This is a genomic window from Mycolicibacterium litorale (assembly GCF_010731695.1).
In the GTDB taxonomy this organism is placed as follows: Bacteria; Actinomycetota; Actinomycetes; order Mycobacteriales; family Mycobacteriaceae; genus Mycobacterium; species Mycobacterium litorale.
In genome coordinates, this window is sequence record NZ_AP022586.1 from 4,221,539 (window position 1) to 4,239,269 (window position 17,731).

The following is a 17,731-nucleotide window of genomic DNA, read 5'->3' on the forward strand; positions in this document are numbered from 1 at the left end:
GGCCGTCAGCGACTGGTCATCCGGTCGATGCGCTGCAGTGCGATGGCGAGAACCGGGACATACGGGGCGGCCAGGAGCGGCGCCGACATCCACACCCGCGTGCCCGCGTCGACCGGATCGACGCCGTGCGCGGTGGCCGGGATGCCCGCGACCTGCCACGCCCAGCAGCGGCGCGGTTCGAACTGGGTGATCGTGAACGGCAGGGGTACGCCCAGCGGGGTGTAGACCTTCCCCCGCTCACCGAGCCCCAGTTCGGTGCCGTCGAGCAGTTCCGCGCCGGCCACGGTCGGACCCCACTTCGGCCACGCGTCGAGGTCGACGAGCACCGACCACACCGCGGCGGGCGAGGCGTGTACCACGCGGTCGACGGTCACCATCCCGTTTCGGTAGCAGATCCCCATGCGGCATCAGATACCCAGATTCCGGGCTACCTCACGAGGGCTACCTCACGACGGCGACCGCGAAGCCGTCCCAGTTCTTGGCGCCGACCGTCTGGATCGCGGCGGCACTCAACCGCGGGTGGCCGCCGATCATCTCGAGCATCTCGCGCACGGCGGTGGCCTGCAGGTCATCGGGCGCCGGGTCGTAGATGCGGCCCATCCGGGTGACGTTGTCGACCACGATCACCGTGCCCGGCCGGCCCAGCCTGATCGCCCATTCGACGTAGGCGATGTTGTTCTCCTTGTCGGCGTCGATGAAAACCAGGTCGAACGGCGCGGCGTGTTGCAGCGTCGGCAAGGTGTCCAACGCCGCCCCCACCAGCACCTCGACCCGGTCGGCGACACCGGCGCGGGCCAGGTTCGCCCGCGCGACCTCCGCGTGGCGCGGTTCGAATTCGAGGGTGACGACGTGGCCGTCGGGCCCGACGCCGCGGGCCAGGTTGATCGTGCTGTAGCCGGCCAGCGTGCCGATCTCCAGCACCCGCCGCGCGCCGACCATCGTCGCCAGCAGCGACAACAGCCTGCCGTGCTGTGCGGACACCTCGATCTGCGGCATCCCGGCCGCCGCGGCGGACTCCCGCGCGGCGACCAGCGCCTCGTCCTCGGTGTGCAGCAGACGGTCGAAGAGCTGGTCGACGGCCTGCGGATTCGGCTCGCTCACGGCGCCCACGTTAATCCGTGGAACTCAACCCTTGGAGCGGCTACCCAGCCGGACGCCCTCCTTGGCGTACACCACTCGCAGCACATGGGCCACCTCCGGACCCATCACCGCGTCGGCGATCTCGCAGAACGTGGAGGCGAACGCCGGGCCGTGCGGGGGTTGCGCGTCGCTCAGGTGGTGGGCGATCTCGTGCAGCACCACCAGCTCGCGCAGCGCCCAGGTGGTGTGCCGGTCGGGGACGGCGATGACGGCCCGGTCGCCGGCGCGTTCGTAGTGCGCGGCGGTGGCGCCGCGGCGGGCGCGGACGGTCAGTGGGCCGGCGCCGGGCCAGCCGGTGCGGATCCGCGGGTGCGCGAGCACGTCGTCGACGTAGGTCTGGACCGACGCCACCGACGCGAAGCGCGCTTCGGGCGGCAGCGTGAGCTGGGTGCCGAAGAACTCGACCACCTGGTTCCCGTGCTCGGCCGCACGGTCGAACAGCGTGCGGACGAACTGTTCGGCTGCGTAGACCCTGGCGCGCTGGGTGTCGCGGCCGCTCACTTCTCCAGTGCCGTGCGGCCACCCGACAATTCGGGGCTCGGGCCGAGCCGCGCCCGCCGGCCCGCCCGGTCCCCGGCGCGTCGTGCGGCCGAGGAGTACCCGGCCGTCGCGGACGTCGCCCGCCAGGTGCCGCGCGCCTGCGACGCCTCCCGGTAGAAGTCCTTGAGCTCGAGGTCCTTGTTGCGCAGGGCGATCGCGGTGCCGGGCCGGTTGTCGTGGTCCTTGGTCGCGGCTGCCCGCTCCTGGTCACGGGCTTCGCTGAGCCGCAGGCCGATCCGCGCACCGAACGCCAGCTGGAAGTTCAGCCGCGCCGTGATCGTCGGGGTGGGCCGGTGGGCGCCGGAGGCGATGTAGGCCTCCGACGCCTTGACCATCTGCATCACCAGTCCGGCGTAGAGCGCGTGGCTCGCGTCGATGTCCTCGGCGAACCCGTAGGCGTAGACGAACGTCGAGTTCGACGCGACGTCACACTTGACGTCGTTGGCGGCGGCGATGACCACGAACAACTGCACGTAGGTCCGCAGCCCGCGGGTGCCGGCCTCGCCGATCGTGATGGTGCGCTGCACAGGGGTCTGGGCCTTGGTGCGCTGATCGGAGTGTGACCGGGCGACCGCCAGGTCGATCGAGGTCGCCGTGGCCAGGCGTTGCGCGGCGGCCATGAACGCCTCGGCCTCGTGCACGTTGTCGGTGCCTTCGGCCTGGCGCAGCAGGGCCGCGATCCGCGCCAGCATCTTGTCGTCACTCATGCGCAATCCGCTGCGCTTCTTGCTTGTCCCTCATGCGCAATCCGCTGCGCTTCTTGCTTGTCCCTCATGCCACGAACCTAAGCGAGCGACCCGACATCACTTGGTGACGAACCCGTCGAGAGCACCGACCAGCTGTGGAGAAAGTGGCGCCTGTTGAGCGTAGTTCGCGACGTTGTCGCTCGGGTCGTCGCGCAGGACGTGGTTGACGCCCTCGAGCTCCACCACTGTCAGCGCGGTGTGCTTCAGCGCACCGATCAGCGGTCGCAGCGCCTCGCATCTGGCCTGCGCGTCGGAGTCCGAGCAGCTCAGCAGCACCGGCGTGCCCGCGGGTACCTTCGCGGCCAGCGCCAGCGGATCGACCCGGTCGGCCTCGATGACGGCCTTGATGTTGCCTGCGTTGACGATGGCGCCGAGACCCTCGGGCAGCTGCGCGGGCACCGTGCCCTCGGTGCGGATCTCCTCGACCGCGGCCAGCCAGCTCGTCAGCACCTGCGGATCGGCCTCGCCGCGGACGCGTTCGGTGATGATGTCGAGGTAGCGGGCGGCCAGTGGCTGCAACAGCGCCAGCGAATGGACCTTCGGATCACCCGCGGCGGCCAGCGACATGGCGTGGACCGTGCCCTCGCCGAGCGCGTAGACGGACACGCGGTCGCGGTCGGTGTCCGGTTGTGCGGCGAGGAATCGCAGCGCGGCGGCGGCCCCGGACGTGTACACCGCGGTACCGACGTCGGCCGGCCGACTCGCGTACGGGCCGAGGCCGGTCCGTCCGGTGCCCACCTTGTCGTAGCGCAGGCTCGCGACGTCGCGTTCGGAGAGCAGTTCGGCGAGTTGGCGCATGTTGCCGACCGGACCGGCCACCACGTTGTCGCCGTTGCGGTCGGTCTGGCCGCTCTCGGAGATCAGCAGCGCGGCGGGACCGGTCTCGTTCCGATGGCGGTAGGTGCCGTAGAGGGTGAGGCCGTCGGCGGAGAACTCCACCTGGTCATCGACCCAGCCGGTCGAGGCGGCCTGCTCGTCCGAGCCGCACCCGGCGACCAGCAGCGCAGCGGCCGCGAGAGAAACGAACTGTCGGACAGGTCTTTTCACAGGCGCACCCCGATCCACGAGGTGACGTCGTCGAGCACCAGCGCGCGCTCCGGCTCGTTGAACACCTCGTGGAACAGCTCCGGGTAGACCTTGAGGTGGACGTCCTGGCTGGCGACGCACTCCACCAGCCGGTGGCTGCCCTCGAGGGGGATGAGCCGGTCCTGCTCGCCGTGCACCACCAGCAGCGGCGCGGTCACCGCGGCGGCGCGCTGCGGCATCGTCTCTCCCACGGTGAACAGCCCACGCGCGATGCCGGCGGGGAGCTTGCCGTGATAGACGAGCGGATCGGCCTTGTAGGCGGCGACCACCTCCGGATCGCGGGACACCGCGTCGGCGTCGAGCTGTTCGACGGGCACACCGGGCGCGAAGCGGCCGAGCAGCTTCGCGACGGTGACCAGCCAGGGCTTGACCGCGGACTGCGCGTAGACGGCCGGGCCGGACAGCACCATCGCCGCGTAGTCGCCGGGGTGTTCGGCGCCGTAGGCGAACACGATGCCGCCGCCCATGCTGTGCCCGAGCACGATGCGGGGCAGGTCGGGATGTTCCCGGGCCGCGAGCCCGACCAGGGTGTGGAAGTCGGCGGTGTACTCGGAGATGTCGCGAAGGTAGACGCGCTTGCCGCCGGAGCGCCCGTGGCCGCGGTGATCGAGCGCGTAGACGACCAGGCCGGCCTCACCGAACCGCTGCGCGACGTGGTCGTAGCGGCGAGCGTGTTCGGCGTAGCCGTGGGAGAGCACGATCACGCCGCGTGCGGGCACCTCGGGGGTCCAGGTGTCGTAGACGATCCGTACCCCGCCGACGCCGTCGAAATGTCGCTCGCTGCGGGTGCTGGCCATGGCTTGAAAGACTATCGGTCGCCGCGGGGCTGACGGGGTGCCGGATGTCGGCCATGGTGCGTAAGCTCGCCAGCGTGACCGTCCTGGCTCGCACAGTGGATGACGGCCGTGACGACAGCCGCGCCGAAGACGCGTTCCTCGCCGATGCCCAGAAGTATCGGCGCGAACTCCTCGCGCACTGCTACCGGATGACGGGTTCGCTGCACGACGCCGAAGACCTCGTGCAGGAGACCTATCTTCGAGCGTGGAAGTCCTACAAGGGTTTCCAGGGCAAGTCGTCGGTGCGCACGTGGCTCTACCGGATCGCGACGAACACCTCGCTCACCGCGCTCGACGGGCGGGCGCGCCGCCCGTTGCCGACGGGTCTGGGCGCGCCCAGTTCCGACCCGGTCGACGAGATCCACGCGCGCGCCGAAGTGCCCTGGCTCGAGCCGCTGCCCGACGAGGCCGCTGACCCGTCGAGCATCGTCGGATCGCGGGAATCGGTGCGGCTCGCGTTCATCGCGGCGCTGCAGCACCTCTCCCCGCGTCAACGGGCGGTGCTGGTGTTGCGCGAGGTGCTGCAGTGGAAGGCCGCCGAGGTGGCCGATGCGCTCGGCACGTCGACGGCCGCGGTGAACAGCCTGCTGCAGCGCGCGCGGGCGCAACTCGACGCCATCGGCCCCAGCGAGGACGACCAGCTGCGGCCGCCGGAGTCGCCGGAGGCCCAGGACCTGCTGGCCCGCTACATCGCCGCGTTCGAGACCTACGACATCGACAAGCTGGCCGACCTGGTCACCGCGGACGCCGTCTGGGAAATGCCGCCGTTCGACGGGTGGTACCAGGGTCCGCACGACATCGTGCTGCTGTCGAAGACGCACTGCCCGGCCGAACGGCCCGGCGATATGCGGCTCGTCCCCACCACCGCCAACGGTCAGACCGCCGCGGCGCTGTACATGCGCAACCCGGCCACCGGCAGGCACGAGGCGTTCCAGTTGCACGTCCTCGACGTGACGCCCGACGGGGTGTCCCACGTGGTGGCGTTCCACGCGACCACGTTCGCACCGTTCGGGCTGGCCGACACCCTCTAGCTGTACTCGCGCGGCGTGGTTCCCAGCGCGGCCTCCAACCCGCCGGAGTCGCGCGTACTCACGCGTACGGAAGCCTCCGGCTGAGCCGCGACGTCAGCACGTCGACGCCGGCGCCATGGAGGCGGGGCAGCGCATGCGGCCGGTTACCGAGTACCGACACCAGATCCGCGGCTCGGCCCTCGACGACAGGGCCGGCGACGCCGTGCGACCAGTCCGCGTCGGTCGCGCGCAACCGCAGACCTCGGCTGTTGCGGTACGCGGGCACAAACGGGTTCGGTATCGCCACCTGGGTATCGAGCACTGCTCGAAGCGCCGTGACCGGAATCGCGGGCTCGCGGGCGACGGCGAAGACGATGTCGAGTTCGTGGGTGATGTGGTCGCCCAACAGCAGTCGGCGCGGGAACACGCGCCCGAGTCCGCGCGGCCGCTCGATCAACCGCTCGAACTCGTCGACCAGCTCGGTGGGACGGACCTTTTCGGCGAGCGTGCACGCCAGCGCGGTGTTGGCCCGGTCGAACGAACCACGCTGACGCAGGATCGCGGCGGCGGTCGTGGAGATGCCGGTGCGGTAGCCGATCACCAGGTGCGCGAGGACGGCGTGATTGGACCAGTCATCGCACAGGCTCTGGTGTGCCCACTCGTCGGAACTCAGTGTCCTGGCGAGCCTGCAGAAGCGAATATCGTTGAGTCGCAGAGCCTCAGACATTCAGGTGCTCTCGCAGAAAGGCGGTCTGGTCGGCGAGCACGGTACTCACCAGCGGCGGGTGGTAGATCTCGAAGTGGTCGGAGTCGTAGTGACGGGCGACCCCGTGCGGTGCCAGGCGAGCGGCACGGATGGCGTACTCGGGGTCCATCAGGGTCTCCCGATCGCATACGCAAACCAGGAGCGGGGCCTGCACCCTGCGCGCGTGTCGCAGCGCCGATGCCGTCACCATCGTCACCGCGTCCGCGGCGGCGATTCGGTTGTCGAAGCGTCCGCCTGACGGCACAGTCGAGTTCCAGCCGGCCTCCGCGCCTGCGACGGTCACCATCGCGAGACTGCCGGGCGGCCCCACGATCGGCACATGATGTCTGCCGCGCCGAAGTGCCGCACGCAGTAGATCCGCGAAGATCGCCGGGGTGATGCGCAGCGCGGACAGTACGCCGAGGCTGCGCGCTGCGCCTGGTCCGTGCACGATCGGACACTGCACCACCGCCACCGCCACGTCGTCGCGTGCGGCCGCGACGCGAATCACGTTCATGGCGCCGAGGCTGGTCCCCCACAGCCCCACTCGCGTGCGGTCGACGCGCGGGTCGTGCGCCAGGTGTGTCAATGCCGCGGCGACGTCGCTGCACTGCAGTCGCACGGAGATGTGCTGGCGCGGGGAGCCGTCGGAGTCTCCGGTGTGGCGGTAGTCGAACGCCAGCGTGGCGATGCCCGCGGCGGCGAAGTGCTGCTCGTACTGCGCCAGCATCATGTCGTGCGTCGCCCCGAGCCCGTGCACCAGCAGAACGGCCGGATGCGGGCCGTGGCCGACCGGCAACGTCAGCCACGCCGAGCACCGGGTGCCCTGTGACGTGAAGTCGAGCCGTTCGGTCGGGATGGTGGTCGGCATCGCGCCTCCTCGATAAGTACACCGTACGTATAAGTAGACTCCATTACGTACGACGTACTTGTCAAGGAGCGCCCGCGTGCGAGCACGGTTCAGCACCGACGAAATTGCCACGGCGGCATTGGCCCTCGTCGATGAGCGCGGCGTCGGCGCGCTCAGCATGCGCGCGCTGGCCGCCGCGCTGGGCACCGGTCCGATGACGATGTACAACTACGTCCGCGACAAAGAAGGACTCGAGGAACTCGTCGTCGCCGCCGTGGTAGCGAAGGTCGAAATCCCCGCGCCGACCGCAGACTGGATGGCCGACGTGCACGCGGTCGCCGAGGCGATGTGGCGCGGAATCCGTGCGCACCCCGCCGCGGTGTCCCTGGTGCTGACCCGCCGGACGGCCTCGGGCACCGGCTTCCAGGCCGCCGACGCGCTGGTCTCGGCGCTGGACCGCGGTGGGTTGGCCGACACCGACCGGTTGGCCGCTTTCCACGCGGTCCTGGCGTTCGTGGTCGGCGCCGTGCAGACCGAACTGGCCGGGCCCTTGACGCGCGGGCCCGAAGCGGGCGAGGTGGCCGCACGCATCGGCGCCGTGGCGGGTGACAGCCACCCACACATCGCAGCGCTGTCGAAGGTGGCCGTACACACCTCCGTCGAAGCGGATTTCGACCGCGGGCTGCGGATGTTGCTCGACGGGATCGCCGCGCGCAGCACACGCCCCGGGGCGCCACCGGATCCTGTCTGAGCATCGCGCCGGAACCTTGTTCCGCCGGGGAGTTGACGGCGTCTGGTGCGTAAATGCCCAGTTCAATGCGCGCGTTGTACCACAAACTGGAACGTGTTCTATGATCGCTGACCATGAAGACCAAGGGTGCCCTGCTCTGGGAACTGAACGCACCGTTCCGCGTCGACGAGATCGAGATCGGCGACCCCGTCGATGACGAGGTCCAGCTGCGCATGCATGCCGCGGGCATGTGCCACTCCGACTACCACCTGACCACCGGCGCGACCCCGATCGGCCTGCCGGCGCTCGGCGGCCACGAGGGCGCCGGCGTCGTCACCAAGGTCGGCAAGAACGTCACCGGGCTGGCCGAGGGCGACCACGTCATCCTCGCGTTCATCCCCGCCTGTGGGCAGTGTCAGCCGTGTCTCAAGGGCCACCGCTCACTCTGCGACCGAGGTGCGCTGCTGCTCGGCGGCAAGGCCATCGCCGACGGCACCAGCCGCGTTTACGCGGGCAGCACCGAGGTCTCGCCGATGAACCTGCTCGGCACCTTCGCGCCGTACATGACCGTGCACAAGGACTCCGTCGTCAAGATCGACCACGACGTCCCGTTCGAGACCGCCGCGATCATGGGCTGCGCGGTGCCGACCGGCTTCGGCTCGGCCACCAACGTCGCCGAGGTCCTTCCGGGTGAGACGGTGGTGATCATCGGCGTCGGCGGCATCGGACTGTCCGCGCTGCAGGGTGCGGTGATCGCGGGTGCGCGCAACGTCGTCGCCATCGACCCGGTCGCGTTCAAGCGCGAGCAGGCCGTGAAATTCGGTGCCACGCATGTGTTCTCGTCGATGGCCGAGGCGATCAACCCGGTCCTCGAGCTGACCCACGGATTCATGGCCGAGAAGACGATCATCGCGGTCGGGGAGATGCGCGGCGAGTACATCGAAGAGGCGATGACGCTGACCGCCAAGACCGGCACCTGCGTCGTCACCGGCATGGGGTCGATGTTCGAGGCCGACGTCAAGCTGAACCTGTTCCTGTTCACGATGCTGCAGAAGACGTTGAAGGGCAACATCTTCGGCGGCGGCAGCAGCCATGTCGAGACGCCCCGGCTGGTCGGTCTGTACAAGTCGGGCCTGCTCAAGATCGACGAGATGGTCACCAACACCTACCGCCTCGAGGACATCAACCAGGGCTACCAGGACATGCTGGACGGCAAGAACATTCGCGGCGTGATCAAGTTCGACGAATCAGACTGGTGAATTTCGCAGGCGCTCACGCACGGTGTCGATCACCTCGCTGAGCGCCTCGAGCCGCTCGGGCGGCATCCTGTCGAACAGCACTCCCCGCACCAGCGCCGCATGGCCGGGCGCCGCGGTCCGCAACGCGGCCCGGCCGGAGTCGGTCAGCGCCACGGTGGCACCCCGCCGGTCGTCGGTGGCACCGTGGCGGGTCACCAGACCCCGGTCCCGCATGCGCCGCAGCTGGTGCGACAGCCTGCTCTGCTCCCATGACAGCGCCTCGCCGAGCTCGAACATGCGTTGCTCGCCCCGCTCGGACAGCGCCACCAGCACGTCGTAGTCGGCCAGCGACAGTCCGCAGTCCCGTTGCAGCTGCCGGTTCATCGCGCCCTGCAGTTCGGCCACCATCGCGAGATACCCGCGCCACACCCGTTGCTCCTCCGCGGACAGCCACATGGAATACATGACACATCATCCGAGTTGTCGTGTCCAGATGCGCCACCTAGGCTGGCGCACGGTCTTGGAGGAGAAACGACATGACGACTGCCGAACGGATCGACATCCGGCGTTCCGGGGAGCGACCCAGAACCCAGATCTCCTGGCTGGACTCCAAGCAATCCTTCTCCTTCGCCGACCACTACGACCCGGCCAACACCCACCACGGGCTGCTGCTGGTCAACAACGACGACACCGTGACACCCGGCAGCGGCTTCGAGACACACCCCCACCGCGACATGGAGATCGTGACCTGGGTGCTGCGCGGTTCACTCGTCCACCAGGATTCGACGGGCCACTCGGGAGTGATCTATCCCGGTCTGGCGCAACGCATGTCTGCCGGCCGCGGCATTCTGCACTCGGAGAAGAACGACTCCTGGACCCTCACCGGCGGCGACACCCACCGCGAGCCTGTCCACTTCGTGCAGATGTGGGTGGTGCCCGACGAATCCGGCGTCGCCCCGGGTTACCAGCAGCTCGAGATCGACGACGAACTCCTGCGCGGCAAGTTCGTCACGATCGCGTCGGGGATGCCCGAGCATCGTGACGACACCGCGATCACGATCCGCAATCGCTATGCGGCGCTGCACGGTGCGCGACTCGAGCCCGGCGACAGCGTCGAACTCCCCCAGGCGCCGTACCTGCACCTGTTCGTCCCGCGGGGTGAGGTGACCCTCGAAGGCGCGGGCACCCTGAGCGAGGGAGATGCGGTGCGCTTCACCGCATCCGGCGGTCAGCGCGTGACGGCCGTCGAACCGGCGGAGATCCTGGTCTGGGAAATGCATGCGAATCTGGCCGGCGTATAGGGCATTCGGCGCCTGCGCCACGGCGACGGCGGTTCTCGCCGGGTGTGCGACGAACACGCCCGGCGAGACCGCGGCGCCGACCACCACCACCGCGACCGCACCGACTGCGCCGCAGGCGGCCGCCGGTCTCGCGTCGGTGACCGTGGACGTACCGTCGGGACTCGACGAGGCGCCGTTCGACGAACCCCGGCAGGCGTCGATCCCGCAGGGTTGGACGATGTCGGTCTGGGCCCGGGTGCCGAAGGCCCGGCTGGCGCGGTGGACGCCGGACGGCGCGCTGCTGGTGTCGCTGCCCAGCACCGGACAGATCGTGAAACTCACGCCCAGTGACGGCGGTACTCAGTCGACACCGTTGCTCGAGGACCTCACCCAACCGCACGGAATGGCCTTCGCCGGGTCGACGCTCTACATCGCCGAGAGCGACGAGATCGTCGCCTACGACTACGCCGGCGGCAGCGCGACGAACCGGCGCACCGTCGCCGCCGGCCTGCCCGACGACGAAAGCCCCGATCTGCGCGGCGCGTACGCCCACGCGCTCAAGAGCGTCGCGGTCGGCCGTGACGGAGCGGTGTACTTCTCGATCGGATCGACCGGCAACGTCTCGGCCGAGGACCGCGACGCCACCCCGCCGCGCGCCACGATCATGCGGGTGCCTCCTGGCGGCGGTCCCGCCGAACCGTTCGCCACCGGGGTCCGCAACGGCACCGGGCTGGCGGTTGCCCCCGACGGTGCTGTGTGGACGGCGGTGAACGGCCGTGACAACGTCGCCGACCCCGCCACCGGGGAGGTCGACCCCGCCTACGTCAACGACCACCCGCCCGAACAACTGGCGAAGCTCACACCCGGGCGCGAACTGGGCTGGCCGTACTGCAACATCGACGGCGGACCGGCCGACGTCCCGTTCATTCGGGACGTGCAGACGAACGCCGCCGGAGACAAGTTGGACTGCGACGCACTGCCGCCCGTCGAGCAGAGCTTCGGGGCGCATTCGGCGCCGCTGGGGCTGAGCTTCGTCGACGGCGAACTGCCGCCGCCGTATGCGCGCGGGGCGCTGGTCGGCATCCACGGATCGTGGAACCGGCGGCCGCCGCGCGCGCCCGAGGTGTCGTTCTATCCGTGGCGCGACGGCGGTCTGGGCAACCAGCAGACCCTGGTCGGCGGCTTCCAGGCCGACGACGGGTCCCGGTGGGGCCGGCCGGTGGACGCGGTGGCCGGGCCGGACGGCGCGGTCTACATCACCGACGACGACGCCGGCGCCGTCTACCGGTTGGCACCGCCGGGGCGCTGACACGCCGAAGTGGGCTCGAGGCAGGGATGCCCGAGCCCACTTGCGAGCGCGGTTACTACCGGACGGTGGTGCCGGGGCGCGAGCCGCGCTTCCCGGTGATCCCCACGTAGATCATGATCAGCACGATCGCGACGATGATGCCGACGAGGAACGGGATGAACTCGAATCCGCCGTTCGAGTTGCTGTAACCCAGCTGGTAGGTCAGCCAGCTGCCCACGAAGGCGCCGAGCGCACCCAGCACGATGGTCATGATGACGCCGATGTTCTGCTTGCCCGGCAGGATCAGCCGTGCCAGCGCACCGACGATCAAGCCGACGACCAGCGCGCCGAGAATGGTTCCGATCATTTCTGCTCCTTCGATCTTTCCGGGGGGACGTCGATGTCCGGCATGCCTGTCGGCGTCACCGCGTCGACGGGCACGCGATGGGGTTACCCCCGCCGGGCCCGATCCACGCAAACACGTATCGCCGATGCCCGAACAGCGACCATGCCGTTGCCCGACCGCGACCTCGCTGTTACGAAAGTTGACAGAGTGACGCTTGCGAATATCGTTGGAGCGAGGTGACCTCCGGCGAAAGGCGATCGTGGCCGTCCCAGCAAACGCACTGCGTCGCTTCACGGCAGCGCTGGCCGTGTTCTCGGTGTGCGCCGCGCTGGGGACCATGGGCGAACCGCACGCCCGGGCCAGCGATCCCAAGTCGCTGTTGCTCGGCGCCATCGCCAACACCAAGGGCTCCTACCTGGTCTACAACTTCGGCGGCGAGTTCGCGGCGCCGTTCCGCGCCGCCGACGGCCGCGAGTACACGCTGAACAACGGCGGCCACCTGATGACGATCAAGAACGCGTCGTCACGGCTCAACCCCCGGCTCCTCGTCGACACCCACCAGGGCTACCAGGCGCGATGCGAGCGGGACCCCAGGGCGCGCACCGGCGAGGGGCTCTGGCAGGCCTCGGAGACCTTCACCCCGCTGCAGGCATGGCAGGCGCTCGGTCAGCCGACCATCGCGGTCAACGCGAACTTCTTCGACGTCCGCGGCCAGCAGGGCGGCTCCTGGCGCGACACCGGATGCAGTTCGCCGCTGGGCGCCTACGTCGACAACACCCGCGGCCAGGGCCGGGCGAACGCGCCGATCACCGGGACCATCGCCTACGCAGGCAAGCAGGGGCTGTCCGGGGGCGACGAGACCTGGTCGGCGCTGGCGACGATGATCCTGCCGGTCGGCGGAGCGCCGTACGTCGTGATGCCCAAAGGCAAGCAGGACTACGACGCCGCCTCCCCGGAGATCCAGAAGCTGATGGACCGCAACGCCCGGTTCGTCGCCGTCGCGGGGCTCGGCCTGCTCGCACCCGGGGAGACCGGGCAGCTCAACGACGGCGGTCCGAGCGCGGCGCGCACCGCGATCGGCTACAGCGGCGCGGCCGACCAGCTCTACGTGTTCCAAGGCGGGAACTACACGCCCGACAACATCCAGGACCTGTTCCGCGGTCTGGGCGCCGAACACGCGGTGCTGCTCGACGGCGGCGGTTCCTCGGCGATCGTGCTGCGCCGCGACACCGGCGGCATGTGGAGTGGGGCGGGCTCCCCGCGCGGCAGCTGCGACACCCGCCAGGTGCTGTGCGATTCCCGCGAGCGGGCGCTGCCCAGCTGGCTCGCGTTCAACTGACTTCGCCAATACCGGGTTCCCGCCCCTTAACGTGGGAACATCGGGGTCGAAGTGACTGATGTGACGAAACCCCGGGCCACGACCCGCCGCGGCGCCCCCGCAGGCGGCCGCTCGAATGCCCGCGGGTTCCGCACCGACATCGAGGGTCTGCGCGCGGTCGCCGTCCTCGCCGTGGTGCTCTATCACGCCGGGATGCCCGGGCTCGGCGGCGGATTCATCGGCGTCGACGTCTTCTTCGTCGTCTCCGGCTTTCTCATCACCGGGCTGCTGTGGCGTGAGGTTGCGGCAGGCGAGGGTGTGCGCCTGGGCGCGTTCTACGCCGCGCGCGCCCGCCGATTGCTGCCCGCCGCGGCGCTCGTCCTGGTGGTGACCGCGGTCGGCGCGGTCCTGCTGCTGCCCCCGCTGCAGGCCCGCGGCGTGCTCGGCGACGCGATCGCCAACGCCCTCTACGTCGGCAACTACCGCTTCGCGATCGAGGGCACCGACTATCTGGCCGCCACCGATCCCTCACCGCTGCAGCACTATTGGTCTCTCGGTGTCGAAGAGCAGTTCTACCTCGTATGGCCGGTGCTGATCGTCGGCACCGGCTGGCTGATCGGCCGCCGGTTCGGCGCGGCGGCCGCCCGTTCGGTCCTGCCGTACGCGGCTGCGCTGGCCGCGGTGGCGGCGGGCTCTTACGCGGTGTCGATGGCCTGGACGCACGACTGGCCGTCGTGGGCGTTCTTCTCGCTGCCGACCCGCGCGTGGGAGCTGGCAGCGGGCGGCCTGATCGCGCTGAGCGTGCGGTGGTGGCGACGGCTGCCACCCGTCGTCGCGGCGGCGGTCGGCTGGACCGGGCTGGCGCTCATCGTGGTGGCCTGCACGCGGGTCACTGCCGCCACTCCGTTCCCCGGCACCGCCGCGCTGCTCCCGGTCGCCGGCACCGCCCTGGTCATCGTGGCGGGATGCGCCACCCCCAATCTGGGGGTGGGCCGGCTGTTGTCGAAACCCGTGCCGCGGGCGATCGGCCGCGTCTCCTACTCGTGGTACCTGTGGCACTGGCCGGTGTTGATCCTCGCCCCCGCCCTGTTCGGTACGGACCTCGGGCTCGCGAGCCGGCTCGCCATGGTCCTGATCTCGCTCGGCCTGGCGATCCTGACCCTGCACCTCGTGGAGAACCCGGCGCGGTTCGCCGACGCACTGCGCGGCTCGGCGGTGCGGAGCCTGGCGCTCGGCGGTGTCGCGACGGCGGCCGCGGTGTGCGCGGCGATCATGCTGCTCGTCGTCCGCCCGATCCCGACGGGCGCCGGGCCCGCGGCGACCCCGGCGGCGCTCACCGCGCCCGCACCGTCCTCCGCCGCCCCCGGCCCCGGCCGGGTCACACCCACGCCCCGCCAGCAGGTCCAAGCCGCTGTCGCCGCCTCCGCCGAGATGCGCACCGTCCCCGCCGATCTCTCGCCCCCGCTGGGCGACGTCGCCAAACCCGAGGTGTTCGTCAACGGCTGCGTCCTGTCGTGGCGGGACGTCGAACAACCCGACTGTGTGTCGGGAAACGCCGCATCCCCCGTACGGGTCGCCCTCGTCGGCGACTCGCATGCCGCGATGTGGCAGCCGGCTCTGGAAGCAGCTGCAAAGCAACATGATTGGCGGCTGGAGACCCTGAGTAAGGTGACCTGCCCGCTGATGGAGCTGCCGATCACCAGCCCTTACCTGGGCCGGACGTTCAGCGAGTGCGAACAGTGGCGCGTCGACGTGCTCGACCGGCTGGAGGCCGAACGCCCGCAACTGATCGTCGTCGACATGTCCCGCCGCTACGGCGCCGACTTCGGCTTCGCCTCCTACGATCCGGCGTGGGTCGACGGACTCTCCCGGCTCGTCTCACGGTTACGTGCGACGGGAGCCGCCGTACTCGTCCTGGGGCCCGTGCCGGATCCGTTGTCGACGGTGCCGTCCTGCGTCTCCGGCCACATGGACGACGTGGTGGCGTGTTCGCCCGTGCGAGCGGCGGCGTTGAACGACAACGGAATCGCCGCCGAGGCGGGCGCGGTGCAATCGGCCGGCGGCAGGTACGCCGACCTCAGCGATCTGTTCTGCACGGCGCAGCGCTGTCCGGTCATCGTCGGGAACACGTTGGTCTACCGCGACGACAACCACATCACCGGCGAGTACGCCCAGTGGCTGGCCCCGGTGATCGGTGAGATCGCGACCGCACCGGCCTGATCGTCAGGCGGCCTTGGCGTCGCTACCGGTGTCTGCTTTGTCGCCGGTGTCGGCTTTGTCGCCGGTGTCGGCGGTGTCCGTGTCTGTGGCGTCGTCGCCCGACGTCTCGGCGTCGGACGCCTCATCGTCCGCGGTCTCGTCGGCGGTCTCGTCGGCGGGATCCTCGGCATCGATATCGCCGTCCTCGTCGACCGGTGCCTCGTCGACCGGAGCCTCGTCCTCCGGTGCCTCGTCCACCGGTGCCTCGTCCACCGGTGCCTCGTCCACCGGTGTCTCGTCGGCGGACGGCGACTCGGTCTCGGTGGTGTCGGCGTCGGTGTCCGCACCCGTGGCGCCGTCGTCCTCGACGTCGTCCGCGGCGGTCGTCTTGAGCGCGACTCGGGAAGCGTTGTCGTCGGGCACGGCGTTGACAGCGACGCTCGGCGGGCGCGGCAGATCGAGATCGCTCAGCACGCCGTCGATGGTGTCGCGGATCTGGTCGAAGACCCCGTCGAGCCCCAGATTGCCGATCCCGCCCGGCAGCCCGCCGTCCAGACCCAACAGGTTGAGCACGGTGGCCAGGACGTTCTTGACCGGTCCGTCGCGGTTCACCAACCCGTCCTCGAACGCCTGGCGGACGCCGGCACCCAACGCCCCGACGATGTCGCCGGGCACGTTGAACCAGTTGATGTCGGGAAAGGAGCCGAACGCCGTGGGCACCCTGCTGTCGTCGAAGGTGCGGACGTACTCCCAGTAATCGCCGTCGTCGTTCCAGCGCCGCTCCACATCGGTGTAGCCCAGGTTGACCAGGCTGCTCAGCGCGGGCCCCAGCGCGGTCCCGATCGGGTTGTTGAGGTTGGCGCCGGTGAGCAGGTTGATCGCGTCGACGATCAGGTACGTCGGCTCGAGGAGCGGCAACGCGTCGATCGGGATCGTCACGTAGAAGTTGAGCGCCAGCGGGTCGCCCTCGAGCGGACCTTCGACCACCTCGCCGATCTGCGGGGCCAGCTGGTCGGCCACCGCGCCCGCGGTCAGCCCGACATCCAGCCCCCGCAGGTAGTACGTCGGAAGCGCCGATGCGGCAAGGTTGTTCAGCAGCGAGAACGGGTTGGGCCACGCCGCGAAGTCGGAGAAGGGGTCGTACTGCAGGCCGACGTCGATCTTGACGGGGACCAGCGTCGCGCCACCGAGATACAGGCCGCCGGGAAGCGCCAGGCCGCCGCTGTTGCTCAACTCGGTCTCCGGTGTGACGGTGTCGATGCCGAACAGTCCGGCCAGCGGGTAGAACCGGGCGAACAGGCCGCCGTTCGCGCGACCGGGGTTGCGCAGCAACAACATCGGCAGCACGGTGAGGCTGCCCAGCAGCGGCGCGGCCTCGCTGCCGTTGTAGTTCGACCCGCCGGGCTGATTCGGGAGGTCGGCGAGGATGTCCTGATAGGCCATCCCGGCCGCGAATGCTCCGACACCGTCGCCGATCACGATCGGCACCCGCGCCTTGATGGCGTCGGGGATGGCGTCGAGGTTGTCGAGCCCCAGTGCCTCGAGGATGTCGTTGAGCAGCCCGGGAATGGAGATGACGCCGGTGTCCACCAGGTCGAGCAGCCCGTCGACGCCGACGCCGAGGTAGTCGGTGCGGTTCACCTCGTCAGAGACGGAGTTCGGCAGGGTCGGCACCCAGCCCAGGTCGGTGCCGAGGACCTTGAGCAGCGTGAAGACGTGACCGGAGGAGACGAGGTTGACCCCGAGGCGGCCGCCGGTCTCCGACAGGTTGAACGGATCGCTGAGGTCGATGCCAAGGATCCCGAGGACCTCGCCGATCGTGTTGATCCCCGCCTGGTTCAGGCCGTTGCCGAGGATGTCGCCCAGCAGTCCGCCCAGCAGCGGGAGCTGGCTGACCAGGTTGCCGATCGGAAGCGGAATGTTGTTGACGATGCCGAAGATCGGATCGGTCAGCAGCGCCAGCGGCAGGTTCTCCAGCACACGTTCCAGGAGGCTCTGCGGATCGACGCCGGCCGCGCGCGCCAATGCCGCGAGGTTGACATTGTCGAAGATCGACCGGAACACGAAGTCGGCGAACGCGTTCTTGACGTCGTACGCGGCACTCCCCGCACCGTTGGTCAGGTCGGGGATGGCCTGGGGCGGCGGGAACAGGCGGAAGTCGGCCGTCAGATCGACGGCGTCCGTCGAGCGAGTACTCGCGGCCTCGGCCTCGGGTGCGGGCGTGATCCCGACCGTGAGGGCGGTCGCGGTGACGGTGGCCGCCCCGAGTGCAGCAATCTTCTTCGATCGCCGTTTCGCACCGCGATGTTTGGCCATTCGCCCGATCCTCCCCGCAGATTCACAGCTCGACCTCAGGAACCTAGCACCCCCTACTGCCGG

General features: G+C 69.8%; 18 protein-coding genes. 7 read left to right on the plus strand and 11 right to left on the minus strand.

The window, feature by feature from the left end; genetic code table 11:
• Positions 1 to 5: 5 nt before the first annotated feature.
• The 6 genes from G6N30_RS20070 to G6N30_RS20095 form a co-directional block, all read right to left on the minus strand.
• On the minus strand, positions 6 to 401 hold the full coding sequence (locus G6N30_RS20070) for an SRPBCC family protein (RefSeq protein ID WP_134058392.1): 396 nt from the start codon (positions 399 to 401) through the stop codon (positions 6 to 8).
• 40 nt (positions 402 to 441) lie between these two features.
• The gene (locus G6N30_RS20075) at positions 442 to 1,101 is read right to left on the minus strand and encodes an O-methyltransferase (protein WP_134058395.1); all 660 of its coding nucleotides are present in this window, start codon (positions 1,099 to 1,101) and stop codon (positions 442 to 444) included.
• 24 nt (positions 1,102 to 1,125) lie between these two features.
• Positions 1,126 to 1,641, minus strand: coding sequence for a TIGR04338 family metallohydrolase (locus G6N30_RS20080; RefSeq protein ID WP_134058400.1), 516 nt, complete (start codon positions 1,639 to 1,641; stop codon positions 1,126 to 1,128).
• On the minus strand, positions 1,638 to 2,387 hold the full coding sequence (locus tag G6N30_RS20085; protein WP_134058403.1) for a DUF2786 domain-containing protein: 750 nt from the start codon (positions 2,385 to 2,387) through the stop codon (positions 1,638 to 1,640). Before G6N30_RS20085 ends, G6N30_RS20080 begins: the two co-directional genes overlap by 4 nt.
• 96 nt (positions 2,388 to 2,483) lie before the next feature.
• On the minus strand, positions 2,484 to 3,473 hold the full coding sequence (locus tag G6N30_RS20090) for a hypothetical protein (RefSeq protein ID WP_134058406.1): 990 nt from the start codon (positions 3,471 to 3,473) through the stop codon (positions 2,484 to 2,486).
• A complete protein-coding gene (locus G6N30_RS20095) occupies positions 3,470 to 4,309 on the minus strand; it encodes an alpha/beta hydrolase (protein ID WP_134058409.1) in 840 nt (279 codons plus the stop codon). The genes G6N30_RS20090 and G6N30_RS20095 overlap by 4 nt, the downstream gene beginning before the upstream one ends.
• Positions 4,310 to 4,353: 44 nt before the next feature.
• Between G6N30_RS20095 and G6N30_RS20100 the strand changes: the two genes are divergently transcribed.
• On the plus strand, positions 4,354 to 5,379 hold the full coding sequence (locus G6N30_RS20100) for a sigma-70 family RNA polymerase sigma factor (RefSeq protein WP_134058412.1): 1,026 nt from the start codon (positions 4,354 to 4,356) through the stop codon (positions 5,377 to 5,379).
• A gap of 58 nt (positions 5,380 to 5,437) precedes the next feature.
• On the opposite strand, the gene G6N30_RS20105 is transcribed toward G6N30_RS20100, so the two are convergent.
• Entirely contained in the window at positions 5,438 to 6,085 is a 648-nt protein-coding gene (locus G6N30_RS20105; protein WP_134058415.1) for a maleylpyruvate isomerase family mycothiol-dependent enzyme, read from the minus strand.
• On the minus strand, positions 6,078 to 6,974 hold the full coding sequence (locus tag G6N30_RS20110) for an alpha/beta hydrolase (protein WP_234880279.1): 897 nt from the start codon (positions 6,972 to 6,974) through the stop codon (positions 6,078 to 6,080). The genes G6N30_RS20105 and G6N30_RS20110 overlap by 8 nt, the downstream gene beginning before the upstream one ends.
• Positions 6,975 to 7,050: 76 nt before the next feature.
• Here G6N30_RS20110 and G6N30_RS20115 point away from each other — a divergent pair, with 76 nt between their 5' ends.
• On the plus strand, positions 7,051 to 7,704 hold the full coding sequence (locus G6N30_RS20115; protein WP_134058421.1) for a TetR/AcrR family transcriptional regulator: 654 nt from the start codon (positions 7,051 to 7,053) through the stop codon (positions 7,702 to 7,704).
• Positions 7,705 to 7,817: 113 nt separating this feature from the next.
• The gene (locus tag G6N30_RS20120; protein ID WP_134058423.1) at positions 7,818 to 8,942 is read left to right on the plus strand and encodes an NDMA-dependent alcohol dehydrogenase; all 1,125 of its coding nucleotides are present in this window, start codon (positions 7,818 to 7,820) and stop codon (positions 8,940 to 8,942) included.
• Here the strand turns inward: G6N30_RS20120 and G6N30_RS20125 are convergent.
• Positions 8,931 to 9,386: a MarR family winged helix-turn-helix transcriptional regulator gene (locus G6N30_RS20125; protein WP_134058426.1), complete on the minus strand. Its 456-nt coding sequence runs from the start codon at positions 9,384 to 9,386 to the stop codon at positions 8,931 to 8,933. The two genes, G6N30_RS20120 and G6N30_RS20125, sit on opposite strands and share 12 nt — an antisense overlap.
• A 71-nt stretch (positions 9,387 to 9,457) precedes the next feature.
• On the opposite strand from G6N30_RS20125, the gene G6N30_RS20130 reads away from it, so the two are divergent.
• Together G6N30_RS20130 and G6N30_RS20135 are read left to right on the plus strand one after the other, a co-directional pair.
• Positions 9,458 to 10,222 (plus strand): pirin family protein, encoded by a 765-nt coding sequence (locus tag G6N30_RS20130; RefSeq protein WP_134058429.1) that lies wholly within the window; start codon positions 9,458 to 9,460, stop codon positions 10,220 to 10,222.
• Positions 10,200 to 11,510: a PQQ-dependent sugar dehydrogenase gene (locus G6N30_RS20135; protein WP_134058433.1), complete on the plus strand. Its 1,311-nt coding sequence runs from the start codon at positions 10,200 to 10,202 to the stop codon at positions 11,508 to 11,510. The genes G6N30_RS20130 and G6N30_RS20135 overlap by 23 nt, the downstream gene beginning before the upstream one ends.
• A gap of 55 nt (positions 11,511 to 11,565) precedes the next feature.
• Here G6N30_RS20135 and G6N30_RS20140 read toward each other — a convergent pair whose 3' ends face one another.
• Positions 11,566 to 11,856, minus strand: coding sequence for a GlsB/YeaQ/YmgE family stress response membrane protein (locus G6N30_RS20140; RefSeq protein WP_134058437.1), 291 nt, complete (start codon positions 11,854 to 11,856; stop codon positions 11,566 to 11,568).
• Between the two features lie 235 nt (positions 11,857 to 12,091).
• Between G6N30_RS20140 and G6N30_RS20145 the strand changes: the two genes are divergently transcribed.
• On the plus strand, positions 12,092 to 13,174 hold the full coding sequence (locus tag G6N30_RS20145) for a phosphodiester glycosidase family protein (RefSeq protein ID WP_407664759.1): 1,083 nt from the start codon (positions 12,092 to 12,094) through the stop codon (positions 13,172 to 13,174).
• A gap of 51 nt (positions 13,175 to 13,225) precedes the next feature.
• On the plus strand, positions 13,226 to 15,373 hold the full coding sequence (locus G6N30_RS20150) for an acyltransferase family protein (protein WP_134058440.1): 2,148 nt from the start codon (positions 13,226 to 13,228) through the stop codon (positions 15,371 to 15,373).
• Between the two features lie 3 nt (positions 15,374 to 15,376).
• Here the strand turns inward: G6N30_RS20150 and G6N30_RS20155 are convergent, their stop codons facing one another.
• Positions 15,377 to 17,668, minus strand: a complete 2,292-nt coding sequence (locus G6N30_RS20155; RefSeq protein ID WP_134058443.1) for an ATPase — start codon at positions 17,666 to 17,668, stop codon at positions 15,377 to 15,379.
• Positions 17,669 to 17,731: the final 63 nt, after the last annotated feature.

What these genes read in the sequence shown, in the direction of transcription:
- G6N30_RS20135 (WP_134058433.1), top strand. Translation starts at nt 10,200, where the DNA reads ATGCGAATCTGGCCGGCGTATAGGGCATTCGGCGCCTGCGCCACGGCG.
- G6N30_RS20085 (WP_134058403.1), bottom strand. Translation starts at nt 2,387, where the DNA reads ATGAGTGACGACAAGATGCTGGCGCGGATCGCGGCCCTGCTGCGCCAG.
- G6N30_RS20120 (WP_134058423.1), top strand. Translation starts at nt 7,818, where the DNA reads ATGAAGACCAAGGGTGCCCTGCTCTGGGAACTGAACGCACCGTTCCGC.
- G6N30_RS20125 (WP_134058426.1), bottom strand. Translation starts at nt 9,386, where the DNA reads ATGTATTCCATGTGGCTGTCCGCGGAGGAGCAACGGGTGTGGCGCGGG.
- G6N30_RS20105 (WP_134058415.1), bottom strand. Translation starts at nt 6,085, where the DNA reads ATGTCTGAGGCTCTGCGACTCAACGATATTCGCTTCTGCAGGCTCGCC.
- G6N30_RS20155 (WP_134058443.1), bottom strand. Translation starts at nt 17,668, where the DNA reads ATGGCCAAACATCGCGGTGCGAAACGGCGATCGAAGAAGATTGCTGCA.
- G6N30_RS20130 (WP_134058429.1), top strand. Translation starts at nt 9,458, where the DNA reads ATGACGACTGCCGAACGGATCGACATCCGGCGTTCCGGGGAGCGACCC.
- G6N30_RS20095 (WP_134058409.1), bottom strand. Translation starts at nt 4,309, where the DNA reads ATGGCCAGCACCCGCAGCGAGCGACATTTCGACGGCGTCGGCGGGGTA.
- G6N30_RS20100 (WP_134058412.1), top strand. Translation starts at nt 4,354, where the DNA reads ATGTCGGCCATGGTGCGTAAGCTCGCCAGCGTGACCGTCCTGGCTCGC.
- G6N30_RS20140 (WP_134058437.1), bottom strand. Translation starts at nt 11,856, where the DNA reads ATGATCGGAACCATTCTCGGCGCGCTGGTCGTCGGCTTGATCGTCGGT.
- G6N30_RS20110 (WP_234880279.1), bottom strand. Translation starts at nt 6,974, where the DNA reads ATGCCGACCACCATCCCGACCGAACGGCTCGACTTCACGTCACAGGGC.
- G6N30_RS20070 (WP_134058392.1), bottom strand. Translation starts at nt 401, where the DNA reads ATGGGGATCTGCTACCGAAACGGGATGGTGACCGTCGACCGCGTGGTA.